This window comes from Lelliottia sp. AC1 (assembly GCF_023278595.1).
Classification (GTDB): domain Bacteria; phylum Pseudomonadota; class Gammaproteobacteria; order Enterobacterales; family Enterobacteriaceae; genus Enterobacter; species Enterobacter nimipressuralis.
In genome coordinates this window covers 1129159-1152001 of record NZ_CP025699.1, presented here as the reverse complement: position 1 = coordinate 1152001, position 22843 = coordinate 1129159, and the positions used below count along the sequence as shown (strand labels likewise).

General features: G+C 56.8%; 18 protein-coding genes and 1 other annotated feature. Of the genes, 7 read left to right on the top strand and 11 right to left on the bottom strand.

Annotated features, from left to right (window positions below):
- Positions 1 to 72 precede the first annotated feature (72 nt).
- From copA to ybaK, 3 genes are all read left to right on the top strand, one after another.
- Positions 73 to 2571, top strand: a complete 2499-nt coding sequence (copA, locus tag C0560_RS05365; protein WP_248859777.1) for a copper-exporting P-type ATPase CopA — start codon at positions 73 to 75, stop codon at positions 2569 to 2571.
- A 96-nt stretch (positions 2572 to 2667) separates the two neighbouring features.
- Positions 2668 to 3462 (top strand): TraB/GumN family protein, encoded by a 795-nt coding sequence (locus C0560_RS05360; RefSeq protein WP_123429351.1) that lies wholly within the window; start codon positions 2668 to 2670, stop codon positions 3460 to 3462.
- 201 nt (positions 3463 to 3663) lie between these two features.
- Entirely contained in the window at positions 3664 to 4143 is a 480-nt protein-coding gene (gene ybaK / locus C0560_RS05355) for a Cys-tRNA(Pro)/Cys-tRNA(Cys) deacylase YbaK (RefSeq protein ID WP_102104265.1), read from the top strand.
- 138 nt (positions 4144 to 4281) lie between these two features.
- Here ybaK and ushA read toward each other — a convergent pair whose 3' ends face one another.
- Complete coding sequence (gene ushA / locus C0560_RS05350; protein WP_248859776.1) at positions 4282 to 5934, bottom strand: bifunctional UDP-sugar hydrolase/5'-nucleotidase UshA; 1653 nt, start codon at positions 5932 to 5934, stop codon at positions 4282 to 4284.
- Between the two features lie 163 nt (positions 5935 to 6097).
- On the opposite strand from ushA, the gene C0560_RS05345 reads away from it, so the two are divergent.
- Positions 6098 to 7318, top strand: a complete 1221-nt coding sequence (locus tag C0560_RS05345; protein WP_100777360.1) for an MFS transporter — start codon at positions 6098 to 6100, stop codon at positions 7316 to 7318.
- 232 nt (positions 7319 to 7550) lie between these two features.
- On the top strand, positions 7551 to 9227 hold the full coding sequence (gene ybaL, locus C0560_RS05340; protein ID WP_100777361.1) for a YbaL family putative K(+) efflux transporter: 1677 nt from the start codon (positions 7551 to 7553) through the stop codon (positions 9225 to 9227).
- 73 nt (positions 9228 to 9300) lie between these two features.
- Here ybaL and C0560_RS05335 read toward each other — a convergent pair whose 3' ends face one another.
- From C0560_RS05335 to C0560_RS05295, 9 genes are all read right to left on the bottom strand, one after another.
- On the bottom strand, positions 9301 to 10605 hold the full coding sequence (locus tag C0560_RS05335) for an inosine/guanosine kinase (protein WP_123429353.1): 1305 nt from the start codon (positions 10603 to 10605) through the stop codon (positions 9301 to 9303).
- 62 nt (positions 10606 to 10667) lie between these two features.
- Positions 10668 to 11630 carry a ferrochelatase gene (gene hemH, locus C0560_RS05330; RefSeq protein WP_123429354.1) on the bottom strand — a complete coding sequence of 321 codons (963 nt, stop codon included), beginning with the start codon at positions 11628 to 11630 and terminating at the stop codon, positions 10668 to 10670.
- A 154-nt stretch (positions 11631 to 11784) separates the two neighbouring features.
- Complete coding sequence (gene adk, locus C0560_RS05325; protein WP_100777364.1) at positions 11785 to 12429, bottom strand: adenylate kinase; 645 nt, start codon at positions 12427 to 12429, stop codon at positions 11785 to 11787.
- A gap of 194 nt (positions 12430 to 12623) precedes the next feature.
- Positions 12624 to 14498 (bottom strand): molecular chaperone HtpG, encoded by a 1875-nt coding sequence (gene htpG, locus C0560_RS05320; RefSeq protein ID WP_102104268.1) that lies wholly within the window; start codon positions 14496 to 14498, stop codon positions 12624 to 12626.
- A gap of 110 nt (positions 14499 to 14608) precedes the next feature.
- The gene (gene recR, locus C0560_RS05315; RefSeq protein ID WP_100777366.1) at positions 14609 to 15214 is read right to left on the bottom strand and encodes a recombination mediator RecR; all 606 of its coding nucleotides are present in this window, start codon (positions 15212 to 15214) and stop codon (positions 14609 to 14611) included.
- A complete protein-coding gene (locus C0560_RS05310; protein ID WP_248859775.1) occupies positions 15214 to 15546 on the bottom strand; it encodes a YbaB/EbfC family nucleoid-associated protein in 333 nt (110 codons plus the stop codon). The genes recR and C0560_RS05310 overlap by 1 nt, the downstream gene beginning before the upstream one ends.
- Positions 15547 to 15602: 56 nt before the next feature.
- A complete protein-coding gene (gene dnaX, locus C0560_RS05305) occupies positions 15603 to 17531 on the bottom strand; it encodes a DNA polymerase III subunit gamma/tau (RefSeq protein ID WP_248859774.1) in 1929 nt (642 codons plus the stop codon).
- Positions 16209 to 16273: a sequence feature (DnaX frameshifting element), on the bottom strand. Its footprint overlaps the gene before it by 65 nt.
- Positions 17532 to 17620: 89 nt before the next feature.
- Positions 17621 to 18172, bottom strand: a complete 552-nt coding sequence (gene apt, locus C0560_RS05300) for an adenine phosphoribosyltransferase (protein ID WP_010428187.1) — start codon at positions 18170 to 18172, stop codon at positions 17621 to 17623.
- Between the two features lie 154 nt (positions 18173 to 18326).
- Positions 18327 to 18704: a DUF454 family protein gene (locus C0560_RS05295; RefSeq protein WP_100777368.1), complete on the bottom strand. Its 378-nt coding sequence runs from the start codon at positions 18702 to 18704 to the stop codon at positions 18327 to 18329.
- Positions 18705 to 18754: 50 nt separating this feature from the next.
- On the opposite strand from C0560_RS05295, the gene priC reads away from it, so the two are divergent.
- Both priC and rsmS read left to right on the top strand, forming a co-directional pair.
- Positions 18755 to 19282: a primosomal replication protein N'' gene (priC, locus tag C0560_RS05290; RefSeq protein ID WP_107704125.1), complete on the top strand. Its 528-nt coding sequence runs from the start codon at positions 18755 to 18757 to the stop codon at positions 19280 to 19282.
- A gap of 12 nt (positions 19283 to 19294) precedes the next feature.
- A complete protein-coding gene (rsmS, locus tag C0560_RS05285; protein WP_100777370.1) occupies positions 19295 to 19465 on the top strand; it encodes a pleiotropic regulatory protein RsmS in 171 nt (56 codons plus the stop codon).
- A 22-nt stretch (positions 19466 to 19487) separates the two neighbouring features.
- On the opposite strand, the gene mscK is transcribed toward rsmS, so the two are convergent.
- Positions 19488 to 22841: a mechanosensitive channel MscK gene (gene mscK, locus C0560_RS05280; RefSeq protein ID WP_181827919.1), complete on the bottom strand. Its 3354-nt coding sequence runs from the start codon at positions 22839 to 22841 to the stop codon at positions 19488 to 19490.
- Between the last annotated feature and the right edge of the window lie 2 nt (positions 22842 to 22843).

Sequence of the window (22843 nt, the reverse complement as noted above, 5' to 3'; positions counted from 1 at the left end):
TGGAAGGTTTAACCTTCATAACACTGTTCCAGAAAGAGTATGTTGGCTGAATAATCATACAGGAGTTTTGCTATGTCTCACACAATCAACCTGACGCTGGATGGCCTGACCTGCGGTCACTGCGTCAAACGTGTCAAAGAGAGCCTCGAACAACGTCCTGACGTTGAAAGTGCAGACGTGACGATTGAAAGCGCCGTTGTCACTGGCAGCGCCAGCGCCGACGCGCTGATCGATACCGTTAAACAAGCAGGTTACGGGGCGGAGCTAAGCCACCCAAAGGCTAATCCGCTGACAGAGTCATTAACCCCGTCGGAAGCACTGACAGCGGATACTTCTGAGCTTCCGGCAGCCCATGATATTGACGACAGCCAACAGCTGCTGATCAACGGCATGAGCTGTGCCAGCTGCGTCTCCCGCGTACAGAATGCGTTGCAGGCCGTACCGGGCGTCTCACAGGCGCGGGTAAACCTCGCGGAACGCACTGCGCTGATTATGGGCAGTGCGTCAGCCGCAGAATTAGTGCAGGCGGTGGAAAAAGCCGGCTACGGCGCAGAGGCCATTGAAGATGATGCCGAGCGCCGCGAACGCCAGCAAGAGACCGCCATCGCCACCATGAAACGCTTCCGCTGGCAGGCGATTGTCGCTCTGCTGGTCGGTATTCCGGTGATGGTGTGGGGAATGCTCGGCGACAACATGATGGTCACCGACGACAACCGCACGCTGTGGCTGGTGATTGGTGTGATCACCCTTGGTGTGATGGTCTTCGCCGGTGGGCATTTCTACACCAGCGCCTGGAAGAGCCTCAAGAACCGCACCGCGACGATGGACACACTCGTCGCCCTCGGCACCGGCGCGGCGTGGCTCTATTCCATGAGCGTGAACGTCTGGCCGCAGTGGTTTCCGATGGAAGCACGCCATCTCTATTACGAAGCGAGCGCGATGATTATTGGTCTGATCAACTTAGGCCATATGCTTGAAGCGCGCGCGCGCCAGCGGTCGTCCAAAGCGCTGGAACGTCTGCTTGATCTCGCGCCACCGTCGGCCCGCGTGGTGACGGACGAGGGTGAAATCAGCCTGCCGCTCGCCGAGGTGCAGGCAGGCATGACGCTGCGCTTAACGACGGGCGATCGCGTGCCGGTCGACGGTGAAATCACTCAGGGTGAAGCCTGGCTGGATGAAGCGATGCTGACCGGTGAACCGGTGCCGCAGCAAAAATCCGCCGGTGATGCAGTCCATGCCGGTACGGTGGTGCAGGACGGCAGCGTGCTTTTCCGCGCCAGTGCTGTCGGGAGTCATACGACGCTTTCTCGCATCATTCGCATGGTGCGCCAGGCGCAAAGCAGCAAGCCGGAGATCGGTCAGCTCGCCGATAAAATTTCCGCCATTTTTGTGCCCGTGGTGGTCGGCATCGCGCTGTTCAGCGCCGCCATCTGGTACGTTTTTGGCCCGGCACCGCAGATTGTCTACACCCTGGTCATCGCCACCACAGTGCTGATCATCGCCTGTCCGTGTGCTTTAGGGCTGGCGACGCCGATGTCGATTATTTCCGGCGTTGGTCGTGCCGCCGAGTTTGGTGTGTTGGTTCGCGACGCCGATGCCCTCCAGCGCGCCAGTGCGCTCGACACGCTGGTGTTTGATAAAACAGGCACCCTCACCGAAGGCAAACCGCAGGTCGTGGCGGTAAAAACCGTCGGTGTCACGCAAGAAGATGCCTTACGTCTGGCCGCCGCGCTTGAGCAAGGCTCCAGCCATCCGCTGGCGAGAGCGATTCTCGAGAAAGCCGGTCACGCAGCATTGCCGCAGGTGGATAACTTCCGCACCCTGCGCGGGCTGGGGGTCAGCGGTGAAGTCGATGGCCACACGCTGCTGCTTGGTAATCAGGCACTGCTCAACGAAAACGGCATAGATACCGCTGCGCTGAACGATGAATTAACCGCCCAGGCCTCTCAGGGCGCTACGCCGGTGCTGTTGGCGGTCGAGGGTAAAGCGGCAGCGCTGTTCGCTATCCGCGATCCGCTGCGGGCCGACAGCGTGGCCGCGCTGAAACGTCTGCATCAGGCTGGCTATCGTCTGGTGATGCTCACCGGCGACAACCCGACCACTGCCAACGCCATTGCCAAAGAAGCAGGTATCGACGAGGTGATCGCGGGCGTACTGCCTGATGGCAAAGCCGATGCAATTATCAAACTGCAACGTCAGGGCCGACAGGTGGCGATGGTCGGCGACGGCATCAACGATGCCCCCGCACTGGCACAGGCGGATGTCGGGATCGCCATGGGCGGCGGGAGCGATGTGGCCATTGAGACGGCGGCGATTACCCTGATGCGCCATAGCCTGATGGGTGTTGCCGATGCGCTGGCAATTTCGAAAGCCACGCTGCGCAACATGAAGCAAAATCTGCTCGGTGCGTTTATCTACAACGCGTTCGGCATCCCGATTGCCGCCGGGATCCTGTGGCCGCTGACCGGCACCTTGCTCAACCCGGTCGTCGCCGGGGCGGCAATGGCGCTCTCGTCCATTACCGTGGTCAGCAACGCGAACCGGTTGCTGCGCTTCAAACCGAAAGAGTAAACCTCCAGGCCGGGTGGCGAATTCGCCCAACCCGGCCTGGAGTTGCACCTTCAGCCACCACGCGCTAGCATGAACTTTTCCATCAATGGAGCGCGTATGAGTCTGTTTAGTCGTATAAAAACCACCTTCCGCGCTTTGTTTCCCCGCCGCTATCCCTGGCCGGGGCTGGATATTTCACTCCCGGGCGGGCAGCATCTGCACCTGGTCGGCAGTATCCATATGGGTACGCGCGATATGTCGCCCCTGCCACCGGCACTGATACAACTGTTGCGCAAAGCCGATGCGCTGATCGTCGAAGCCGATATTTCCGGCAGCGAATCGCCGTTCGCCAATCTCGATATCCCGCCGCCGCTGAGCGAGCGTCTCAACGAATCGCAGCGCGCCGAGCTTGAACGTGTGGCCGATGAGCTGGGGCTTTCTTTATCCCTTCTGGAAACGCAGCCCCTGTGGCAAATCGCCATGGTATTGCAGGCGACGCAGGCTCAACGACTGGGTTTGCGCGGGGAGTACGGTATCGACTACCAGCTCCTCAACGCCGCGCGCGCGCGTAATCTTGCCATTATTGAGCTGGAGGGCGCCGACAGTCAGGTTGCTCTTTTGCGCCAGCTTCCTGAGGATGGCCTGCTGCTGCTGGATGATACCCTCACCCACTGGCACACCAACGCGCGTCTGTTGCAGATGATGATCAGCTGGTGGCTGGAGACGCCGCCGACCAACGGCAAGCTGGAACTGCCCTCGACCTTCAGCGAATCGCTGTACGATGTGCTGATGCATGAGCGCAATCAGGCCTGGCGAGAAACGTTGCAGGCTCTGCCCGCCGGGCGTTACGTGGTGGCCGTGGGGGCGCTGCATTTGTATGGCGAAGGGAATTTGCCGTCACTGTTGAAATAAAAAAAATGGCCAATATTTCTATTGGCCCGTCAAAGAGGAATTTCATCGTTATTATTATGCCGAAGGAGACCTTCGGTCAGAGCCGATTGTCGCTCAAAGTAACCATCACTGCCAATACTATTGCGCAAGATGGTGCTATTTTTTAGACAGCTGTCAGGCGTATGCTGAGCGCGTAAATTGTCTGTGGTAAGAAGGATCATTATGACTCCCGCCGTTAAATTACTCGAAAAAAACAAAATTCCTTTCCGTATCCATACCTACGATCACGACCCCAGTGAAACAAACTTTGGCGACGAAGTGGTGCGCAAGCTGGGCCTGAACGCGGATCAGGTCTATAAAACGCTGCTGGTGGCGGTCAACGGTGATATGAAGCACCTGGCCGTGGCAGTGACGCCTGTGGCCGGTCAGCTGGATTTAAAGAAAGTCGCCAAAGCGCTGGGTGCGAAAAAGGTCGATATGGCCGATCCGATGGTTGCGCAACGCACGACCGGCTATCTGGTGGGTGGAATTAGCCCTCTCGGGCAGAAGAAACGCCTGCCGACATTGATTGATGCGCCGTCGCAGACTTTTGACACTATCTATATTTCCGGCGGTAAGCGCGGGCTGGATATTGAGCTGGCGGCGGGGGATCTGGCGAAAATACTGGATGCGACGTTCGCGGATATTGCGCGCCGGGATTAACGCCCTGTCCCCTTAGCGGGCCAACGTTCAGGCATCAATTTTATCGTTAAATCCGGACAGCGCAGGAACCCGCGTACACATCGTACATACGGATTCCGGACGCTGCCCGAGTTCAAAAAGGGCGAACAAAATAGCCCGTTACTGCCAGCTCACCTCACCTTTCGGCTCGTAGGCATTCACATCCAGCGGAGAATTCTGCTGGATGTACTGCTTAAGCACTTCGGCATCGATAAAGCCGGTGTTGACGTAGCCCGGTTTGTTATCGATATGCGGATACCCGTCGCCGCCCGTGGCGTTAAAGCTTAATGTTGCCATGCGGTAGGTTTTAGCGGGATCGACTGGCTCACCTTTTATTTTCAGATCGTTAAGCGTGCCATTTTTCGCCGTAAAGCTGACGTTGGCAAACTGCGGATAGGCCCCGGAGTCCGGCTTCATTTGCGCAACGGCGGTCAGATAGTCGATCACCTCTTTTCCGCTCATGTCCGCATACACCACGATGTTGCCGAACGGCTGAACCTTCAGCACGTCTTTGTAGGTAATATCGCCGCCGTCGATGGAGTCACGCACACCGCCGCCGCTCATGACGGCAAAATCAGCACCGGTGCGCGCCATTTGTGCCGCCAGCAGCAGACGGCCCATGTTGGTCTGCACGAAGCGGACCTTGCTGCGATCGCCTTCCAGTCGGCCATTCACCGTACCGATTTTCACATCAAGCTGCGCTTTGCCTTTGTTCTGGAATGGCGTCAGCAACGACAGCATTTGGGCGTTTTCAGCAATTTCCGGGGTGTAAAGTACGCGCTCACTTTTCCCGTCGTCGTAGGTCACTTTCTTCTTCAGGTTCACCGGGATCAGCTGGTAGCGCACCATTTTCATTTCGCCGTTGCGGAATTCAAAATCGGCGCGCCCCACATATTTGCCCCACTCGTGCGCCTGAACAATCCAGATCCCGTTCTGGCGATCCGGTGCGCACGGCGTACCCGGCACGTAATCAACCTGCTTTTTATTCTCCGATGCCATGCACACCGGGTTTTGTGAGTGACCACCCACAATCATCGCCAGCGAGCCTGCTGGCAGGCTGCGGGCCATTTCTACGTCGCCAGGCGCGTTCGAGCCGTGCTCGCCGTTGTCGTAGTGACCCATATGGGTGGTGGCGATAATCACGTCTGGTTTTTCGTTTTGATTCAACTCCTGAATCACCAGCTTCGCTTCGTCAGCCGGTTTGCGGAATTCGATATCCGTGAAATATTCCGGATTACCAATTTTCGCCGTGTCGTCGGTGGTTAACCCCATCACCGCGATCTTCAGATCTTCGCGTTTGAACAAGGCCCAGGGTTTAAACAGGCGCTCGCCGGTACTCTTTTGATAAATATTGGCCGAGAGGAACGGGAATTTGGACCATTTTTCCTGCTGGCGCAGGACGGTTAGCGGGTTATCAAACTCATGGTTGCCGACGGCCATCGCGTCATAGCCGATTAAATTCATGCCGCGAAAATCCGGCTCGGCGTCCTGCAAATCGGATTCCGGCACGCCGGTGTTGATATCACCGCCTGACAGCAGCAGGACGCTGCCGCCCTCGGCCGCCACCTCTTTACGAATACCGTCCACCAGCGTTTTTTGTGCGGCCAGGCCGTACTCACCGTACTCGCTACGCCAGAAATGGCCGTGGTGATCGTTGGTATGGAGAATGGTTATTTTATAGGTTTTATCTTTTTCGTACGCCTGCGCAGGCTGGCTTGCCAGCGCCCATGCGGCTATCAGCGCCAGTGCGACGCCTCGCTTCATTAACTTCATATTCTCGCTCCCTGACCAAAAGACAAACGCAAAAATTACAATGAGTAAGAAGAATAGACAAATATGTTTTCAGAATTGCGACTTTCTTCAAATCTCGCGCACAGGTATGTTAGCGGGATAATAATGACATCCTGCACTTCTCCTAATAATAGACGTGGTATTTATGGCAATCAGTGAATCGACTCCGCCTGTTACGGGCACTCCGGCGTCCGCGCCGAAATCGCGCACCGCATTTGGTATTTTGGGTGCCATCAGTCTGTCGCATCTGCTTAACGATATGATTCAGTCGCTGATTCTGGCGATCTATCCGCTGCTGCAGTCAGAATTTTCATTAACCTTCGTGCAGATCGGGATGATTACGCTGACCTTCCAGATGGCGTCGTCCCTGCTCCAGCCGGTAGTCGGCTACTGGACGGATAAATATCCGATGCCGTGGTCGCTGCCTATTGGCATGTGCTTTACCCTGAGCGGGCTGGTGCTGCTGGCACTGGCAGGAAGCTTTGAGATGGTGCTGCTGGCTGCGGCGCTGGTGGGTACCGGTTCGTCGGTCTTCCATCCGGAGTCCTCGCGCGTCGCGCGTATGGCCTCAGGTGGACGTCATGGGCTGGCGCAATCTCTGTTCCAGGTCGGCGGCAATTTTGGCAGCTCCCTCGGCCCTTTGCTGGCCGCCGTGGTCATTGCCCCCTACGGCAAAGGTAACGTTGCGTGGTTCGTCCTCGCGGCGCTGCTGGCCATCGTGGTGCTGATCCAGATCAGCCGCTGGTACGCGGCTCAGCATCGGGTAAACAAGGGGAAACCTAAAGCCGTGATTATCAATCCGCTTCCGCGCGATAAGGTCATTCTGGCGGTGAGTATCCTGTTGGTGCTGATTTTCTCTAAATACTTCTATATGGCGAGCATCAGCAGCTATTACACCTTTTATCTGATGGAGAAATTCGGATTATCGGTGCAAAACGCCCAGTTCCACCTGTTTGCTTTCCTGTTTGCGGTTGCGGCGGGAACCGTCATTGGCGGCCCTGTGGGTGATAAAATTGGGCGTAAATATGTGATTTGGGGCTCTATCCTCGGCGTAGCGCCTTTTACCCTTGTTTTACCCTATGCAAGCCTTGAATGGACGGGGATTTTAACCGTGATCATTGGCTTTATCCTCGCGTCCGCGTTTTCCGCTATCCTGGTGTATGCTCAGGAGCTGATGCCGGGTCGTATTGGCATGGTTTCCGGGCTGTTTTTCGGATTTGCGTTTGGGATGGGAGGCCTTGGTGCGGCTGTGCTGGGGCTGGTTGCAGACCACACGAGCATCTTCCTGGTCTATAAAATCTGTGCTTTCCTGCCACTTCTGGGGATACTGACCATATTCCTGCCTGATTATCGCCATAAGGCGTAGTTTCTCTGCGGTCAAAGTAAACTTTGGCCGCACCTCCCACCTACTGCCATAAGGCTTTCCTCTTCATCCCTCCGGTAATTTGTCCTAATCTGCTTTTTTTAACGCTTATTGCTGTTTTCTTCAAATTTCAACAATTATTCATAAACATAATGGCCGAAATTGTCATAAACTATTAATCGGCTTTTTGGTTTTTACGCCAAAAATGGAACACCCCACGACGAAAGGAGACGGAATGCATCACGCCACACCGCTTATCACCACCATTGTAGGTGGACTTGTGCTCGCTTTTATCCTTGGCATGATCGCCAACAAATTACGTATTTCTCCTCTCGTGGGCTATTTATTAGCGGGTGTGCTGGCGGGTCCGTTTACGCCGGGTTTTGTTGCGGATACCAAACTGGCTCCTGAACTGGCGGAATTAGGCGTGATTCTGCTGATGTTCGGCGTGGGCCTGCACTTCTCCCTGAAGGATTTGATGGCGGTAAAGCATATCGCCATACCCGGCGCAATCGCCCAGATAGGCGTGGCGACGTTGCTGGGGATGGCGCTTTCCGCTCTGCTTGGCTGGTCGCTGATGACCGGTATTGTATTCGGGCTGTGTCTCTCAACCGCCAGTACCGTGGTGCTGCTGCGCGCGCTTGAGGAGAGGCAGCTGATAGACAGCCAGCGCGGGCAAATCGCCATCGGCTGGCTGATTGTTGAAGATCTGGTGATGGTCCTGACGCTGGTTCTGCTGCCTGCCGTCGCCGGTATGGTTGAACAAGATAACGTCGGCTTTGCCACGCTGGCGCTGGATATGAGCATTACCATCGGCAAAGTGGTCGCCTTTATCGCCATTATGATGCTGGTGGGCCGCCGTCTGGTGCCGTGGATCCTCTCCCGCAGCGCCGCTACCGGCTCTCGCGAACTGTTTACGCTGTCGGTGCTGGCCCTGGCGCTCGGTATCGCCTTCGGCGCCGTCGAGCTGTTTGACGTCTCCTTTGCCCTGGGTGCGTTCTTCGCAGGTATGGTGCTGAACGAATCCGAGCTGAGCCACCGCGCGGCGCACGATACGCTGCCGTTGCGTGATGCGTTTGCGGTGCTGTTCTTCGTCTCTGTCGGCATGCTGTTTGATCCGCTAATCCTGATCGAGCAGCCGCTGGCCGTGCTGGGCACGCTGGCGATTATTATCTTCGGTAAATCCGTGGTGGCATTCGGCCTGGTCAGACTGTTCGGCCACTCACCGCGTACAGCGCTCACCATCGCCGCAAGCCTCGCGCAGATTGGTGAATTTGCCTTTATCCTGGCAAGCCTCGGCATGGCGCTGAACTTGCTGCCACAGGCCGGGCAGAATCTGGTGCTGGCGGGGGCGATCCTCTCCATTATGCTCAACCCGGTGCTGTTTGCCCTGCTTGAGAAATACCTCGATAAAACCGAAACGCTGGAAGAGCAGACGCTGGAAGAAGCGATTGAAGAAGAGAAGCAGATCCCGGTGGATATTTGCAACCACGCCCTGCTGGTCGGTTTTGGCCGCGTCGGGAGTCTGCTCGGTGAGAAACTGATGGCGCAGGGCATTCCGCTGGTGGTGATTGAAACGTCACGCACCCGTGTGGATGAGCTGCGCGCGCGCGGCATCCGCGCGGTGCTGGGTAATGCGGCTAACGAAGAGATTATGAATCTGGCGCATCTGGACTGTGCGCGCTGGCTGCTGCTGACCATTCCGAACGGCTACGAGGCGGGTGAAATCGTGACCAAGGCACGGGAGAAGTGCCCGACTATCGAGATCATTGCTCGCGCGCATTATGACGATGAAGTGGAATACATTACCGAACGCGGAGCGAATCAGGTGGTGATGGGCGAACGTGAGATTGCCAATACCATGATTACATTGATTGAGAAGCCGCCAATTGAAGAGGCGGTAACAGGTTAAACGTCTTCGTTCTGCCCCCTCTCTACGCGAGAGGGGGAACACTCTTCCCTCACCGTCAGGGCGAGGGAAACCATCAACGATCCCAGTACGACTCTTCCAGACTGTCTTCCCGTTCCGGCAAGCCACGCGTTAAGCGCGGGGAGTGCTGATTCAGCACCTGATAGCTCACGCGGTTCGCGTACTTACACACCTGCGCCAGCGACGAATAGGTCAGCCAGTTCAACTGGTGTTTGCTCGAATTAGGGACGTTGGTGCGATGATAGGCGTTCGCAGTAATGTCGTGCAGCAGGGCGGCCAGCGCGCCATCACCTGCGCCATTGGTGTTCATGATCTTCTCGGGTCCGCCCATGTACGGGGCAATGTGCGAGAAAATACGCAGCGGGTTCACGCAATCTTTGTGGCGCATCGCGCGGCTGAACTCGTACTGGTTGAACTCGGCAATCGCCCCCGGTAACAGCGGGTGCTGGGTTTTGCGTTTGTTCTCTTCTTCGGTAAACCCGGCCATAAACAGCCCGATCGGGCCTGCGGTGCAGAGCACCAGGTCTACCCAGTCCAGCGCCTTATCGGCGGCCAGCAGCGGGTCGCTTTCACCCGTCAGAGCTTCAGCCTCTTCTTCGTTCATCGCCAGAATCGAGACGTGCTCTTTCAGGAAAGTCTGCCACCACTCCGGGTTATCGGCGATCACAAACTTGGTGCCCAGCGTCAGCACCACCGGCACGTTGTATTTCTTCGCGTACTCCACCGCCTTCATGGTCGCTTCCGGCATCGGTTCGCCGGGCTTGCAGCGGACCAGATAGGAGGTAAGCACCAGCGCGGAGGCACCGGCAATCACCTCTTCCGGAATACTTTCCGCGCGAAGTTTGTTCATGTGCCCAGGGCTGATGGCAAAGGTTCGCTCGCCGGCGTCGCTGATCAGCGTAAAGCAGCGGCCTATGGCGCCATCGACGCCCTGCAGGTAGTTCAGATCGGTACGGCTGGAGGTGTTGCAGAGGTAGCGGTAGGCGTAGCCACCGATTTCGATATTACGGCACATGACGCCCAGTAAGACGGAGCGGTCATCGGCCAGCACCGAATAGTTGTGCATGGTATTGCCGATGGTGCCACCAGCAAACTGATGCGTGATCAGGTTTTCGCGCACCAGCTCCTGATACAGGGCTTCGGCGACATCATCTTCGATCACCAGCGAATGCCCGGAACTCAGCCCATAACGTGCGACAAACGCATCATCCACTTTTGCTTCGATATCCACCAGTGTCTGATCGATACCGACCACCCAGGCTGCGTTAGTTTCTTTGACCGGCTGAATCTGTTGCAGCAGCGGATCGCGGGCGTTGACGGGGAAATAGTGTTTGGACTTGCGTTTACCGGGAAATTTCATGATCAGGGCTGCGAGTGACTATTGGGCCGGAAATGGTAGCACAAACCCGGCCCAATGCGCGATTAGCGGCTGCCGGTCACCAGCGCCGCCATCATCTCAATATGTTCCGGCGAGTCGTTAAGTGCCGGAATATATTCATACTTCGTGCCGCCCGCTTCGAGGAAGAATTCCCGGTTTTGAACCGCGATCTCCTCCAGGGTTTCGAGGCAGTCCGCCGAGAAGCCCGGCGACATCACCTGAACATGTTTCACACCCTTCTCGCCCAGCATTTTGAGCGTTTCATCGGTGTATGGCGTCAGCCACGGCTCACGGCCAAAGCGCGACTGGAAGGTCATCATCACCTTTTCCGGCGGCAGTCCAAGAGCAGAAACCAGCTCGCGGGTGGTGTCGCGACAGCGCTGTGGATAGTCATCGCCTTCATCGGCGTAACGCTGCGGAATACCGTGGTAGGAGAGCAGCAGCAGATCCGGCTCGCCGTGTTTTTCAAACGAGGCGCGCGCACTGCTGACCAGCGCCGCGATATACAGCTCGTTTTCGGCGTAATCGCGGATAAAGGTAATACCTGGAATGCGGCGACGGGTGGCAAGAATGCGCGCCAGTTCGTCCCAGACGGCGGCCACCGTCGAGCAGGAGTATTGCGGATAGAGGGCCAGCACCACGATATGATCCACGTCCTGCGAAAGCAGTTCGTCGACCGCGCTTTCCAGCGACGGTTTGCCGTAGCTCATTCCGAGGGCGACGGGCATATCCGGTAAACGGGCGGCCAGCGCTTTTTCCTGACGACGGCTGTAGACCATCAGCGGCGAGCCCTCTTCCATCCATACGGACTGGTAGAGTTTAGCCACACGGGGGGAACGAATCGGCAGAATGACACCGCGCAACAGCGGCCACCACAGCAATTTTGGCGTATCCACCACGCGGGCGTCGCTTAAAAACTGTCGCAGATAACGTTTAACTGCCGCAGGGGTAGGTGCTTCTGGAGTGCCCAGATTGGCAAGCAGGATGCCGGTTTTCGCCTGACTCATTCACGCCTCTTAACCATTTGAATAGCTAATGATTGTAACTGAAAAGCGAGGAAACGGAACCCATTGCAGTAATAGGCGGAGCGGGGATTGTCGGAGGATGGCGTAAACGCCTATCCGGCCTACAGAATTCTAAGCAGGCCGGATAAATTGCACATTAGCCGAGGATTTTTTCCAGCTCTGCGCGCACGTCAGCCACGGCTTTGGTGCCGTCAACTTTCGCGTATTTGGTGTTACCGGACTGCGCTTCTTTCGAATAGTAGCCGATCAGTGGTGCGGTCATCTGATGGTATTCCACCAGGCGTTTACGCACGGTCTCTTCCTGATCGTCTTTACGCGTGGTCAGCTCTTCGCCAGTCACGTCGTCTTTGCCTTCCACTTTCGGTGGATTGAATTTGATGTGGTAAACGCGGCCGGAAGCAGCGTGAACGCGACGACCGATGATGCGGTCAACGATCAGTTCGTCAGGCACGTCGAATTCCAGAACGTAATCCACGTTGATGCCCGCTTCTTTCATGGCGTCAGCCTGCGGAATAGTACGCGGGAAGCCGTCCAGCAGGAAACCGTTGCGGCAATCTTCCTGAGTGATGCGTTCTTTTACCAGTGCGATAACCAGTTCATCAGTCACCAGTTTGCCCGCGTCCATAATGTCTTTCGCTTGTTTGCCCAGCTCGGAGCCAGATTTAACAGCGGCACGCAGCATGTCACCCGTAGAGATTTGCGGAATACCGTATTTCTCCATGATGAACTGAGCCTGAGTTCCTTTACCCGCGCCCGGAGCGCCAAGCAGAATAATACGCATTGCGAAAATCCCCTCAAAAGTTGGTTCAATATTTCAAAAAGCGCTAAACAATACCATCAGAACGGGTATCGCTCAAGGAAGGTGGGACGGCTGAAACGGTTAACGGGGGAGATTATTTAGGTTAGTGCGGTTTGGTGCCCTCACCCTGGCCCTTTCCCTCGGGGAGAGGGAGAGGACCAGGGGAGGCCGGGTGATTACGCCATCAACAGCGCATTCACACGTTTGATGAACAGGTTTGGATCTTCCAGCGTGCCGCGCTCGGCCAGCAGGGATTGATCCAGCAGCAGCTCAACCCACTCTTTAAACTGCGTTTCGTCCTGGGTATCCGCCGCGCGTTTAACCAGCGGGTGATCCGGGTTCAGTTCAAAGATGTATTTCACTTCCGGGATCGCCTGACCCGCAGCGGCAAACAGTTTCGCCATCTGGGTGCCCATTTCATCCGCATCGGTGGTCACAATCGCCGGGGTATCGGTCAGACGGTGGGTGAAACGTACCTCTTTCACGCGATCGCCCAGCAGGGTTTTCACACGCTCAACGAATGGCTCCAGCGCCTTTTCCGCCTCTTTTGCCGTTTCGTCCACTTCATCCGCCAGCTTGTCGATAGATTCGTCAGCTTTCGCCACGGACTGGAAGGATTTACCGTCGAACTCGGTCAGGTAGTTCATCATCCACTCATCGATGCGGTCGGAAAGCAGCAGGACTTCGATGCCTTTCTTACGCAGCAGTTCCAGATGCGGGCTGCTCTTCGCGGCGGCATAGCTGTCTGCGGTGATGTAGTAGATCTTCTCCTGCCCTTCTTTCATGCGGGACACATACTCTTCGAGAGAGACCGTCTGCTCGGAAGAGTCAGTGTGCGTAGAGGCGAAGCGCAGCAGTTTGGCGATGGCTTCCACGTTCGACGAATCTTCCGCCGGGCCTTCTTTCAGCACCAGGCCGAACTGTTTCCAGAAGGTCTGGTATTTTTCAGCGTCGTCTTTCGCCAGTTTCTCAAGCATCTGCAGGGAGCGTTTGGTCAGAGCGTTACGCAGGTTACGCGTGACGGTGCTGTCCTGCAGGATTTCACGAGAGACGTTCAGCGGCAGATCGTTGGAATCTATCAGGCCACGCACAAAGCGCAGGTAGTTCGGCATGAACTGCTCAGCGTCGTCCATGATGAACACGCGCTGCACGTATAGCTTCAGGCCGTGCTTGTGATCGCGGTTCCACATGTCCCACGGCGCCTGGGCCGGGATGTACAGCAGGCTGGTGTACTCCTGCTTCCCTTCCACGCGGTTGTGGCTCCAGGTCAGCGGATCGGTAAAGTCGTGGGCGATGTGCTTGTAGAATTCGTTATATTCGTCGTCTTTAATCTCAGACTTGTTACGCGTCCACAGCGCCTGGGCTTTGTTAATTTTTTCCCATGAAACAACGGTTTCGCCGTCGACTTCTTCGGTTTTTTCGATCTCTACCGGCAGCGCGATATGGTCGGAGTATTTGCCGATAATAGAGCGCACGCGCCAGTCATTCAGGAAATCGTCTTCGCCTTCGCGCAGATGCAGGGTGATCTCGGTCCCGCGATCGGCTTTGGTGATGTCATCAACGGTGTATTCACCTTCACCGTGAGATTCCCAGAACACGCCGTTTTCTGCACTATCGCCCGCTGCACGGGTGCGCACGGTCACTTTGTCGGCCACGATAAAGGCGGAGTAGAAGCCCACGCCGAACTGGCCGATCAGCTGGCTGTCTTTCGCCTGATCGGAGCCCATGGACTCAAGGAAGGATTTGGTGCCCGATTTCGCGATGGTCCCGAGATGATCGATCACCTCGTCGCGGTTCATACCAATACCGTTGTCGGCAATGGTCAGGGTGCGGTTTTCTTTGTCAAAAGAGACGCGCACGCGCAGCTCGCCGTCACCTTCATACAGATCCGGGTTGGACAGCGCGCGAAAACGCAGTTTGTCCGCCGCATCCGAAGCGTTCGAGATAAGCTCACGCAGGAAGATTTCTTTATTGGAATACAGGGAATGGATCATCAGGTGCAGAAGCTGTTTTACTTCTGACTGGAAACCACGGGTTTCTTGTCCTTTCATCTAGATCGACCTCAACAATGCCATTTAATGGGGTTTGAACACGTTGAGAGTGAGATGGGGATAGCGGGGAAGAATTTCAAGCGGAGGCCAGGGGTCCAGCCTCCGTTTGGTCAGAAAATAAGCTTGTGACGCCCAGCCAGAGAGTGAGACAGCGTGGTGCCGTCTACCATTTCCAGCTCACCGCCAACCGGCACGCCGTGGGCGATTCGACTGGCCTGCACACCGTACTGCGCGCACAGTTCACCGATGTAGTTCGCGGTCGCTTCGCCTTCCACCGTCGGGTTGGTGGCGAGGATCACTTCGGTCAACGTCTCGGATTCCAGACGCTGCTCAAGGCGATCAAGACCGATATCATCCGGACCAATGCCATCCAGCGGAGAGAGATGGCCCATCAGCACGAAATAGCGGCCCGAAAACTGCCCGGTTTGCTCAATGGCGTAGATGTCCGCCGGACTCTCCACCACGCAAATCAGACCGTTTTCCTGACGACGCGGGTTCGAACAGATATTGCACACATCCTGCTCGGTAAAGGTACGGCAGTCCGCACAGTGACCGATTTCCGACATGGCGCGGGTGAGAGCCTGCGCCAGGCGCATCCCGCCGCTGCGGTCGCGCTGTAAAAGCGTAAACGCCATGCGTTGCGCTGATTTCGGGCCAACGCCCGGCAGGCAGCGCAACGCTTCCATTAACTGCGTGAGCAGCGGACTGGTTTGCATCAGAACGGCATCTTAAAGCCTGGTGGCAGCTGCATCCCGGAGGAGACAGAGGCCATTTTTTCTTTCTGGTTTTCGTCGATACGGCGCGCGGCATCGTTAAATGCGGCAGCGACCAGATCTTCCAGCATATCTTTGTCGTCTTCGAGCAGGCTTGGGTCAATTTCCACGCGACGGCAGTTATGCGCGCCGTTGATGGTCACTTTGACCAGACCTGCACCGGATTCGCCAGTGACTTCCAGCTGTGCGATCTCTTCCTGCATTTTCTGCATTTTGTCTTGCATCTGCTGGGCCTGTTTCATCAGGTTACCCAGACCGCCTTTACCACCAAACATAGGCTTCTCTCTTAAGTAGTCACGTTAAGGACAACGACCGGGAGTCTGACTCACGGTCAAATGGGACGGATACTCTCTTCATCCAGATCGGCGTCGAAGAAACGGCGCAGGGTCTGGATGTTGTTATCCGCAATAATCGACTCGCGCGCCTGCGCGAGCTTCTCTTCATAAATTGCCTGACGCCACTCCAGCGGCGTGCGCATCGCCGGATTATCATCTTCAATGATAGTCAATTCAACCGGCGCGCCCTGTAATGTGGAGAGCGCCTCAGCCAGCACCTGTTGTGCGCTGGCGGAATTAAGGTGACGCTGGCCCGGACGCAGATGCAGACAGATATGATTTCCATCCTGCTCTTTCCAGGCGTTGAGCGCGACCTGCTCGACCAGTTTCGGCAGCTTTAACTGGCTGACCTCAGCGGCCCAGGCGTCACGCTCAAGGGATTCCGCCGCAAGCTTCGCGGAAAGCTCCGGCGTTTTATCATGCTCCAGCGCTTTCTTCAGCGCTTTTGGCGTGGCGACTTCTACCTTTACCTCTTCGGTGATGGTCGTCGCTTTCCAGCGGTAAGCCTCTTTCTTCGCCGGGGCTTTTTGTTCGAGCGCCGACGGTGACGGGCGCGACTGGACGCGCTCCGTTACCGATGCCAGTCGTTCGAGTGCGGCGTTGTTAACCGGCCGCGCTCTTCCTGGCGCTGCCGGTTCACTCTTTTTTGGTTTGGTTGCTCCCTGCGCACGCTGTAGCTGACTGCGCGCGGCGAGCACCGAACTGGTGGCATCCGGCAGCGGAACGTCCGGCCCAGGCGGTGGCGCTGCGTACTGCGGCATCGGTGGCGGCGTCATCACCGCCGTAGGTGCGACGGGGGCGTAGGATTGTCGCGGCACTTCAGGCTCGGGCAGCGGCATTCGCGGATGGAACGCCAGGGCACGCAGCAGCGTCATTTCGACGCCCATGCGGCGGTCCGGTGCGAACGGCAGCTCTTTGCGGCCAATCAGTAACGTCTGGTAGTAGAGCTGTACGTCAGCCGGTGGAACCGTGCGCGCAAGCTCACGCATTCGCTGTTCAATCGTCGCCATGTCCGCGCCGATCGCCGACGGGGAAAGTTGCAGCATCGCCACGCGATGCAGCAGCGCCAGCATTTCGACCAGCAGTGCTTCCCACTCCACGCCGCGAGAGGCCGCGACGTTCACCAGAGACATGGCGCGTTCGCCGTTGGCTTCGATGATGGCTTCAATCAGCGACAGGGCCTGATCGTCGTCGAGGGTGCCGAGCATGGTGCTCACCGCCTCGGTCGAGAGCTGGCCATCGCCGCTGGCAATCGCCTGATCGGTCAGACTTAATGCGTCACGCAGACTGCCATCCGCCGCGCGGGCCAGCAGTTGCAGCGCACGCGGTTCGTGAGTGATCTTCTCTTCATCGAGAATGTGCTCGAGCTGCGCGCGGATCTGATCGACGTCGAGCGCCTTCAGATGAAATTGCAGGCAGCGCGACAGGATCGTGACCGGCAGTTTTTGCGGATCGGTCGTCGCCAGCAGGAATTTAACGTGCGATGGCGGCTCTTCCAGCGTTTTCAGCAGGGCGTTAAAACTGTGGCGCGACAGCATGTGGACTTCATCGATCAGATAGACCTTGAAGCGACCACGCGCCGGCGCGTACTGCACGTTATCCAGCAGATCGCGGGTATCTTCGACCTTGGTGCGCGACGCGGCATCGATTTCGATGAGATCGACAAAACGCCCCTGCTCGATCTCCCGGCAGTTATCACATACACCACAGGGTGTGGCGGTGATCCCGGTTTCGCAGTTGAGGCCTTTTGCCAGCAAACGGGCAATAGAGGTTTTACCGACGCCGCGCGTGCCGGAGAAAAGATACGCGTGATGGATGCGTCCTAGCGATAAACCGTTCGCCAGGGCGGTCAGCACATGTTCCTGGCCGACGACGTCAGCGAAGGTTTGGGGTCGCCACTTTCGGGCTAACACCTGATAACTCATGGGCAGGCTCTGCAACGCTGGAAGGTGGATATTCAGGGGGGTAATGCTAACACAACCTCACCCATTGGGCGAGGTTGCGGGATGAGGGATTAATGACCCGGGAAAGGGACCAGGCTGTAGCTGGTGATACCCTGTTTTTCCAGGCGCTGTTCGCCGCCGAGATCGAACAGATTGATGATGAAGGCCGCATCGGTCACTTCGCCACCCAGACGACGGATCAGCTTCACGGTCGCTTCGATCGTGCCGCCAGTGGCCAGCAGATCGTCCACCACCAGCACTTTGTCACCCGGCTTGATCGCATCCACGTGAATTTCCAGCTGATCGGTGCCGTACTCCAGCTCATAGCTCTCGGCAATGGTTTCACGCGGCAGTTTGCGCGGTTTACGAACCGGCACAAAGCCCACGCCCATCGCCAGCGCAACCGGTGCGCCGAACAGGAAGCCACGCGCTTCCGTCCCTACTACTTTGGTGATCCCGGCGTTTTTATAACGCTCAACCAGCAGTTCAATGCTGAGTGCGTACGCTTTCGGGTCTTCCAGCAAGCTGGTGACATCACGGAAAAGAATGCCAGGTTTTGGATAGTCCTGGATGCTTTTGATGCTGTTTTTCAGAAATTCAAGCTGCTGCGCAGTCGCGGTCATAAATGTATGCCTGGTTAAAAACGGTGTTACTCACGGCGCGCATAACATGATGGTCAAAGTAACAAGTGATTAACTTTTGACCAGGCGCACCTGTGCTCGAAAACGGTCGAATTTACTGGCTGCGCGGGATAATTGCAACAGCCATCATTGCACTTCAGTGCTTTTGTTGCTTTTCATCAACGACGGGGATTCGCCACATAAAGAAAAGCAGACAGGAGAGGATCACCAGCAGCAGGATTCGCACCCACATCATCTTCACCAGCCATAATGAAATGGCGAAGGTCACGAGGATCACCGCAATTGCGCGAGGCTTTGCGCCAGGCGGCATCGCCCGGTATTGTTGCCAGTGGCGCAGATAGCCGCCAAACCACGAGCGATAGAGCAGCCACTGGTGAAAGCGCGGCGACGAGCGGGCAAAACACCAGGCCGCCAGCAGAATAAAGGGCGTCGTGGGCAGCAGCGGCAAAACCACGCCAAGCGTACCCAGCACTACCGCAAGCCAGCCAATGATGATTAAAATAGTACGCTTCATAATGCGAATCGTTATCAAACTGAACGGCTACTTTACCACTGGAGAGCGTATTGAAAACAGCCTTGCTTTTAGAGACGCTGCAAAATCAGCTGATTGCCCTGCGCGCGCAGGCATCACCGCTATTGCAGCACGCGACGCTGAAACCACGCTTTGACCGGCAGCTGTTTCGTACACGCAGTACGTTGATAAAAGATTATCTCGATGAAGCCCAACATAATCTCGATGAGCTGCGTCACGCCGTGGAGAGTCAGCAACGCGAGCAGGTGGCGTGGCTGGCTGAGCATCTGGTGGAACAGATAACTGCCCTGCACCGGGAGATGACCGCCTGGCCGCTTCGCGCGTGGGACACGCCCTCGCCTGGCGCGGCAAAATGGCAGCGCAAGCGGCTGGAGCATCAGGATTTTGAACGTCGTCTCTATGCGATGAAAAACGAACGCGAACAGCAGCTGAAAGGGAGCGAAACCCTGGAAGAGCAGCAGCGTTTGATGCGGGAAATTTCCGCCCTGGAAGGACGACTCACCCGCTGCCGTCAGGCGCTGGATGAGATTGAGCGCGTAATTGCGCGTATGACCCGCTAAATGGAGATGAACATGTCGCTTGAAAACGCCCCCGACGAAGTCAAACTGGCCGTCGATCTGATTATGCTGCTGGAAAATCATGATCTGCCGGCAGAGACAGTGCTGAAAGCACTCGAGATTGTGCGGCGCGATTTCGAAGGGAAAGTGAGGGACGACCGCCCTCACCCTGACCCTCTTCCTTAAACTTGAAGAAGAAGGCGTTCGATTAGGCTGGTGTTGGATCGTCGCCTTTGATCTCGCGCTTCACTTCCGTATGCTCGTCGCCCTTCTCATTGCGCAGATGCACTTCAAGCTGGTTGAAGGCGATATTAATGTCGTTTTCACGGCACAGACGATCGATGGTGCGGTTCAGTTCGTCCACCGCATAGCTGCGATCGCGCAACTCTCGCACGTATAAACGCAGCTCGTGATCCAGGGTGCTCGCCCCGAAGGTGGTAAAGAAGACGGACGGCGCGGGATCGTGCATCACTTTCGGATGTTCCGTTGCGGCCCGCAGCAGCACCTCTTTCACTTTATCCAGATCCGATCCGTACGCCACGCCGAGGCGGATCACCACGCGGGTGATGGTGTCGGAGAGCGACCAGTTGATCAGACGTTCCGTGACGAAGGCTTTGTTGGGGATGATCACCTCTTTGCGATCAAAGTCGGTAATTGTCGTCGCGCGGATGCGGATCTTGCTGACCGTCCCGGAGAACGTGCCAATGGTGACCGTATCGCCGATACGCACCGGGCGCTCGAACAGAATGATCAGACCGGAGACGAAGTTACCGAAGATCTCCTGCAAACCAAAGCCCAGACCGACCGACAGAGCGGCGGCCAGCCACTGCAGTTTATCCCATGAGACGCCCAGCGAGCCGAAGACGGTCATCGCCCCGACCACCAGAATCACATAGTTGAGAATAGTGGTGATAGCGTAAGACGAACCCTGGCGCATGTTCAGGCGCGACAGCACCAGCACTTCCAGCAGCCCCGGTAAGTTGCGAATTAACGCCCAGGCCACCACCGATGAGACCAGCGCGAACAGCAGGCTACCCATTGTCACGCTTTTCATCACCGCCGCACCGGCTTCGGTGCCGTTGTATTGCCACAGCGTTATGCTGTCGAGATAGGCAAACACGGTGATTAAATCAGACCAGATCGCCCAAAATATGACGCCAAACAGGGCCACCATCACCAGCATGGTGATGCGCAGCGTCTGCTGGTTGACCTGCTCCAGCGCGATAGTCGGCTCTTCCTGCGGCTCCGCTCCTTCTGCGCCCTCCTTCACCATATTCTGACGACGCGCCAGCGCGCGACGATAGGCAATACGGCGCGCCGCGACGCTCAGCCCGCGCAGCACCGTCTGATAGAGCAGGTTCCAGAGGATCACCAGGTAGACGGTTTCAATCCAGCGGCCCGACAGGCGCAGTGTGGTGTAGAAATAGCCCGTTGCGGTGAGCACCATCAGCGCCAGCGGAATAATCGCCAGTACCGTGACGGTGATTAGGCGAATATTATGCGACTCTTTATCGCGCCAGCTGTCGCGGCACATCGGCCACATCAGCACGGCGATCAGCAGCAGGTTGAGGAAAATCGCCAGCTGACCCAGCACGTCATCCATCAGATGCAGCGGGGAAAGTTCAGCCACGACGGACCAGAAGTGCAGCGGCAGCAGCGCCAGACTCACGCGCACAATCTGGCGACGCCAGTGGCTGGTGAGCTGTTCCGGCATTGAGAAGTGACGCACCGCCACCCCGTCTTTTTCCAGCACTTTCCAGCACAGGCCAAACACCAGCCAGAACAGCGCCAGTTTTTTACTGAACGCCCACAGCAGATCGCTGATGTTGAGCTGCATCGTCAGCAGAATCAGCCCCGCCGCCAGAATAAACAGGCACACCGGCAGGGCGCGGATCAGATCGATGAGAATCGCTTTTGGCGTATGGAGCTGGCTGTCGTTGCGCAGTTGCCCCACTTCATGGGCGAGCTTCGCCTGATATTTTTTGAGCCAGCCGAGACGCCAGCGGATCAGCCCCGCAATCAGCAGCAGCGGCAGCCCGGCCAGGAAGGCAATCATCACCGCAGGCCAGGCTTTCTCCCAGTTCACGGTAATTTTCATGCTCTTGATCTGGGATTTCAGCGCCTCCGGGAAGGACTTCAGCCAGTCCCAGTCCATCGGTTTGTTGCTGTTAACCCAGAAGATTTGCTGGGTGAGGATCTCTTTCAGGCTTTTCGACACGCTCACCAGCTGCTGCTGGTTGATTTGCAGGTTAATCGCCATCATCAGCTGGTTGCCCAACTGTTTGTTGAGCTGGTCGAGTAGCTCGCGGCGCATATCCACCACCTGCAACAGCGCGTCGTGCACTTCGTCGTTCACTTCGCTGGTATGGCCCTCTTCCACTTTGGCGACGAACGCATCGCTCTGGAAAAGCGCATCACGCTGCTGGTTGATTTCAAACTGCTCCAGACGCAAATCCGCGATGCGGTTGGTCATGTCTTCCAGCTCGTCGGCGGAGGGCAGCGTCTGTTGTTGCTGATACAGAATGCGCGATAACAGCAGGCTGCCCTTGAGCACCGCAATCTGTTCTTTAATATTACGTTCGGCCTGCAGGGCGCGATCCAGCCAGTTCTTCACTTTGATATTTTGTTGAACCAGCGAGTTACCGCTTTCGGTAGCCTGAATCAGGCGCTGGCTGAGCTGATGGTTCACATCCAGCTCCTGCTTCACCAGCGGGTTGTTCTGAATGCGGGTGGTTTCATCCGGCGAGACGGCTTCCTGCGCGGTTTTTTCGGTTAGCGTCAGGCGCTTACTGTTGACCGCTTCCTGCAGGAGCTGGAGTTGGTGTTCCAGACGATTAATATTGGCCGTGACATAATCCCGTTGCTTTTGCAGCGTATCCTGCAAAATGGTGTTGCCTTCAAGGCTTTTGCGCTGCTGGTCGATCTGCGCATTGAGCAGCGTCTGCTGGGCCAGCAGCAGCGTTTGCTGAGTCGGGCGCAGCGCCCCCTCGCCGAGCGTGGTGCCATTCAGGCGGTTGCGGATCTGCTGGAGCTGCTGAGAGGCCGAGTACATGGCATTCTGCACGCGCTCCGGCTGGGTTTGCAGCGAGACCAGTTGGCTGTTGTAAGTGGCGAGATCGCTCTGCCCGGTCTGCAGGTCATCGAGCACCTGAGTCATGCGGGATTCAAGCTGGCGCAACGAGAGCGTGGCCAGGGTTTTGCGGGTTTCGTCGTCGTTATCGACGTCGCTCAGGGCATTCAGCGCGGCGGTCGCCTGCCGCATTTTTTCCGGCGCTTCAGCCACTTTCTGACGCAGCTGGGCGGTTTCGGTTTTGACGCGCTCAATTTTATCAAGGGTTTCGAGCGTCTCGGTCAGATCGGCCTGAATCAGTTTTTCCTGCGGGGTCAGCTCTTTTTGTTTGTTCAGCGTATCCAGCTGAGACTGAACATCCGCACGCGTCGGCCCGTCGCTGTTATTCTCAGCGCGAGCGTAAACGGCAGAAGCCGTAGTAAAGAAAAAAAGCACGGCGAAGATCAGGACAAAAACAGGGTTTTGCGAGCGAGTGTAGTGCAGCATAGTGATGA

What these genes read in the sequence shown, in the direction of transcription:
- copA (WP_248859777.1), top strand. Translation starts at nt 73, where the DNA reads ATGTCTCACACAATCAACCTGACGCTGGATGGCCTGACCTGCGGTCAC.
- C0560_RS05360 (WP_123429351.1), top strand. Translation starts at nt 2,668, where the DNA reads ATGAGTCTGTTTAGTCGTATAAAAACCACCTTCCGCGCTTTGTTTCCC.
- ybaK (WP_102104265.1), top strand. Translation starts at nt 3,664, where the DNA reads ATGACTCCCGCCGTTAAATTACTCGAAAAAAACAAAATTCCTTTCCGT.
- ushA (WP_248859776.1), bottom strand. Translation starts at nt 5,934, where the DNA reads ATGAAGTTAATGAAGCGAGGCGTCGCACTGGCGCTGATAGCCGCATGG.
- C0560_RS05345 (WP_100777360.1), top strand. Translation starts at nt 6,098, where the DNA reads ATGGCAATCAGTGAATCGACTCCGCCTGTTACGGGCACTCCGGCGTCC.
- ybaL (WP_100777361.1), top strand. Translation starts at nt 7,551, where the DNA reads ATGCATCACGCCACACCGCTTATCACCACCATTGTAGGTGGACTTGTG.
- C0560_RS05335 (WP_123429353.1), bottom strand. Translation starts at nt 10,605, where the DNA reads ATGAAATTTCCCGGTAAACGCAAGTCCAAACACTATTTCCCCGTCAAC.
- hemH (WP_123429354.1), bottom strand. Translation starts at nt 11,630, where the DNA reads ATGAGTCAGGCGAAAACCGGCATCCTGCTTGCCAATCTGGGCACTCCA.
- adk (WP_100777364.1), bottom strand. Translation starts at nt 12,429, where the DNA reads ATGCGTATTATTCTGCTTGGCGCTCCGGGCGCGGGTAAAGGAACTCAG.
- htpG (WP_102104268.1), bottom strand. Translation starts at nt 14,498, where the DNA reads ATGAAAGGACAAGAAACCCGTGGTTTCCAGTCAGAAGTAAAACAGCTT.
- recR (WP_100777366.1), bottom strand. Translation starts at nt 15,214, where the DNA reads ATGCAAACCAGTCCGCTGCTCACGCAGTTAATGGAAGCGTTGCGCTGC.
- C0560_RS05310 (WP_248859775.1), bottom strand. Translation starts at nt 15,546, where the DNA reads ATGTTTGGTGGTAAAGGCGGTCTGGGTAACCTGATGAAACAGGCCCAG.
- dnaX (WP_248859774.1), bottom strand. Translation starts at nt 17,531, where the DNA reads ATGAGTTATCAGGTGTTAGCCCGAAAGTGGCGACCCCAAACCTTCGCT.
- apt (WP_010428187.1), bottom strand. Translation starts at nt 18,172, where the DNA reads ATGACCGCGACTGCGCAGCAGCTTGAATTTCTGAAAAACAGCATCAAA.
- C0560_RS05295 (WP_100777368.1), bottom strand. Translation starts at nt 18,704, where the DNA reads ATGAAGCGTACTATTTTAATCATCATTGGCTGGCTTGCGGTAGTGCTG.
- rsmS (WP_100777370.1), top strand. Translation starts at nt 19,295, where the DNA reads ATGTCGCTTGAAAACGCCCCCGACGAAGTCAAACTGGCCGTCGATCTG.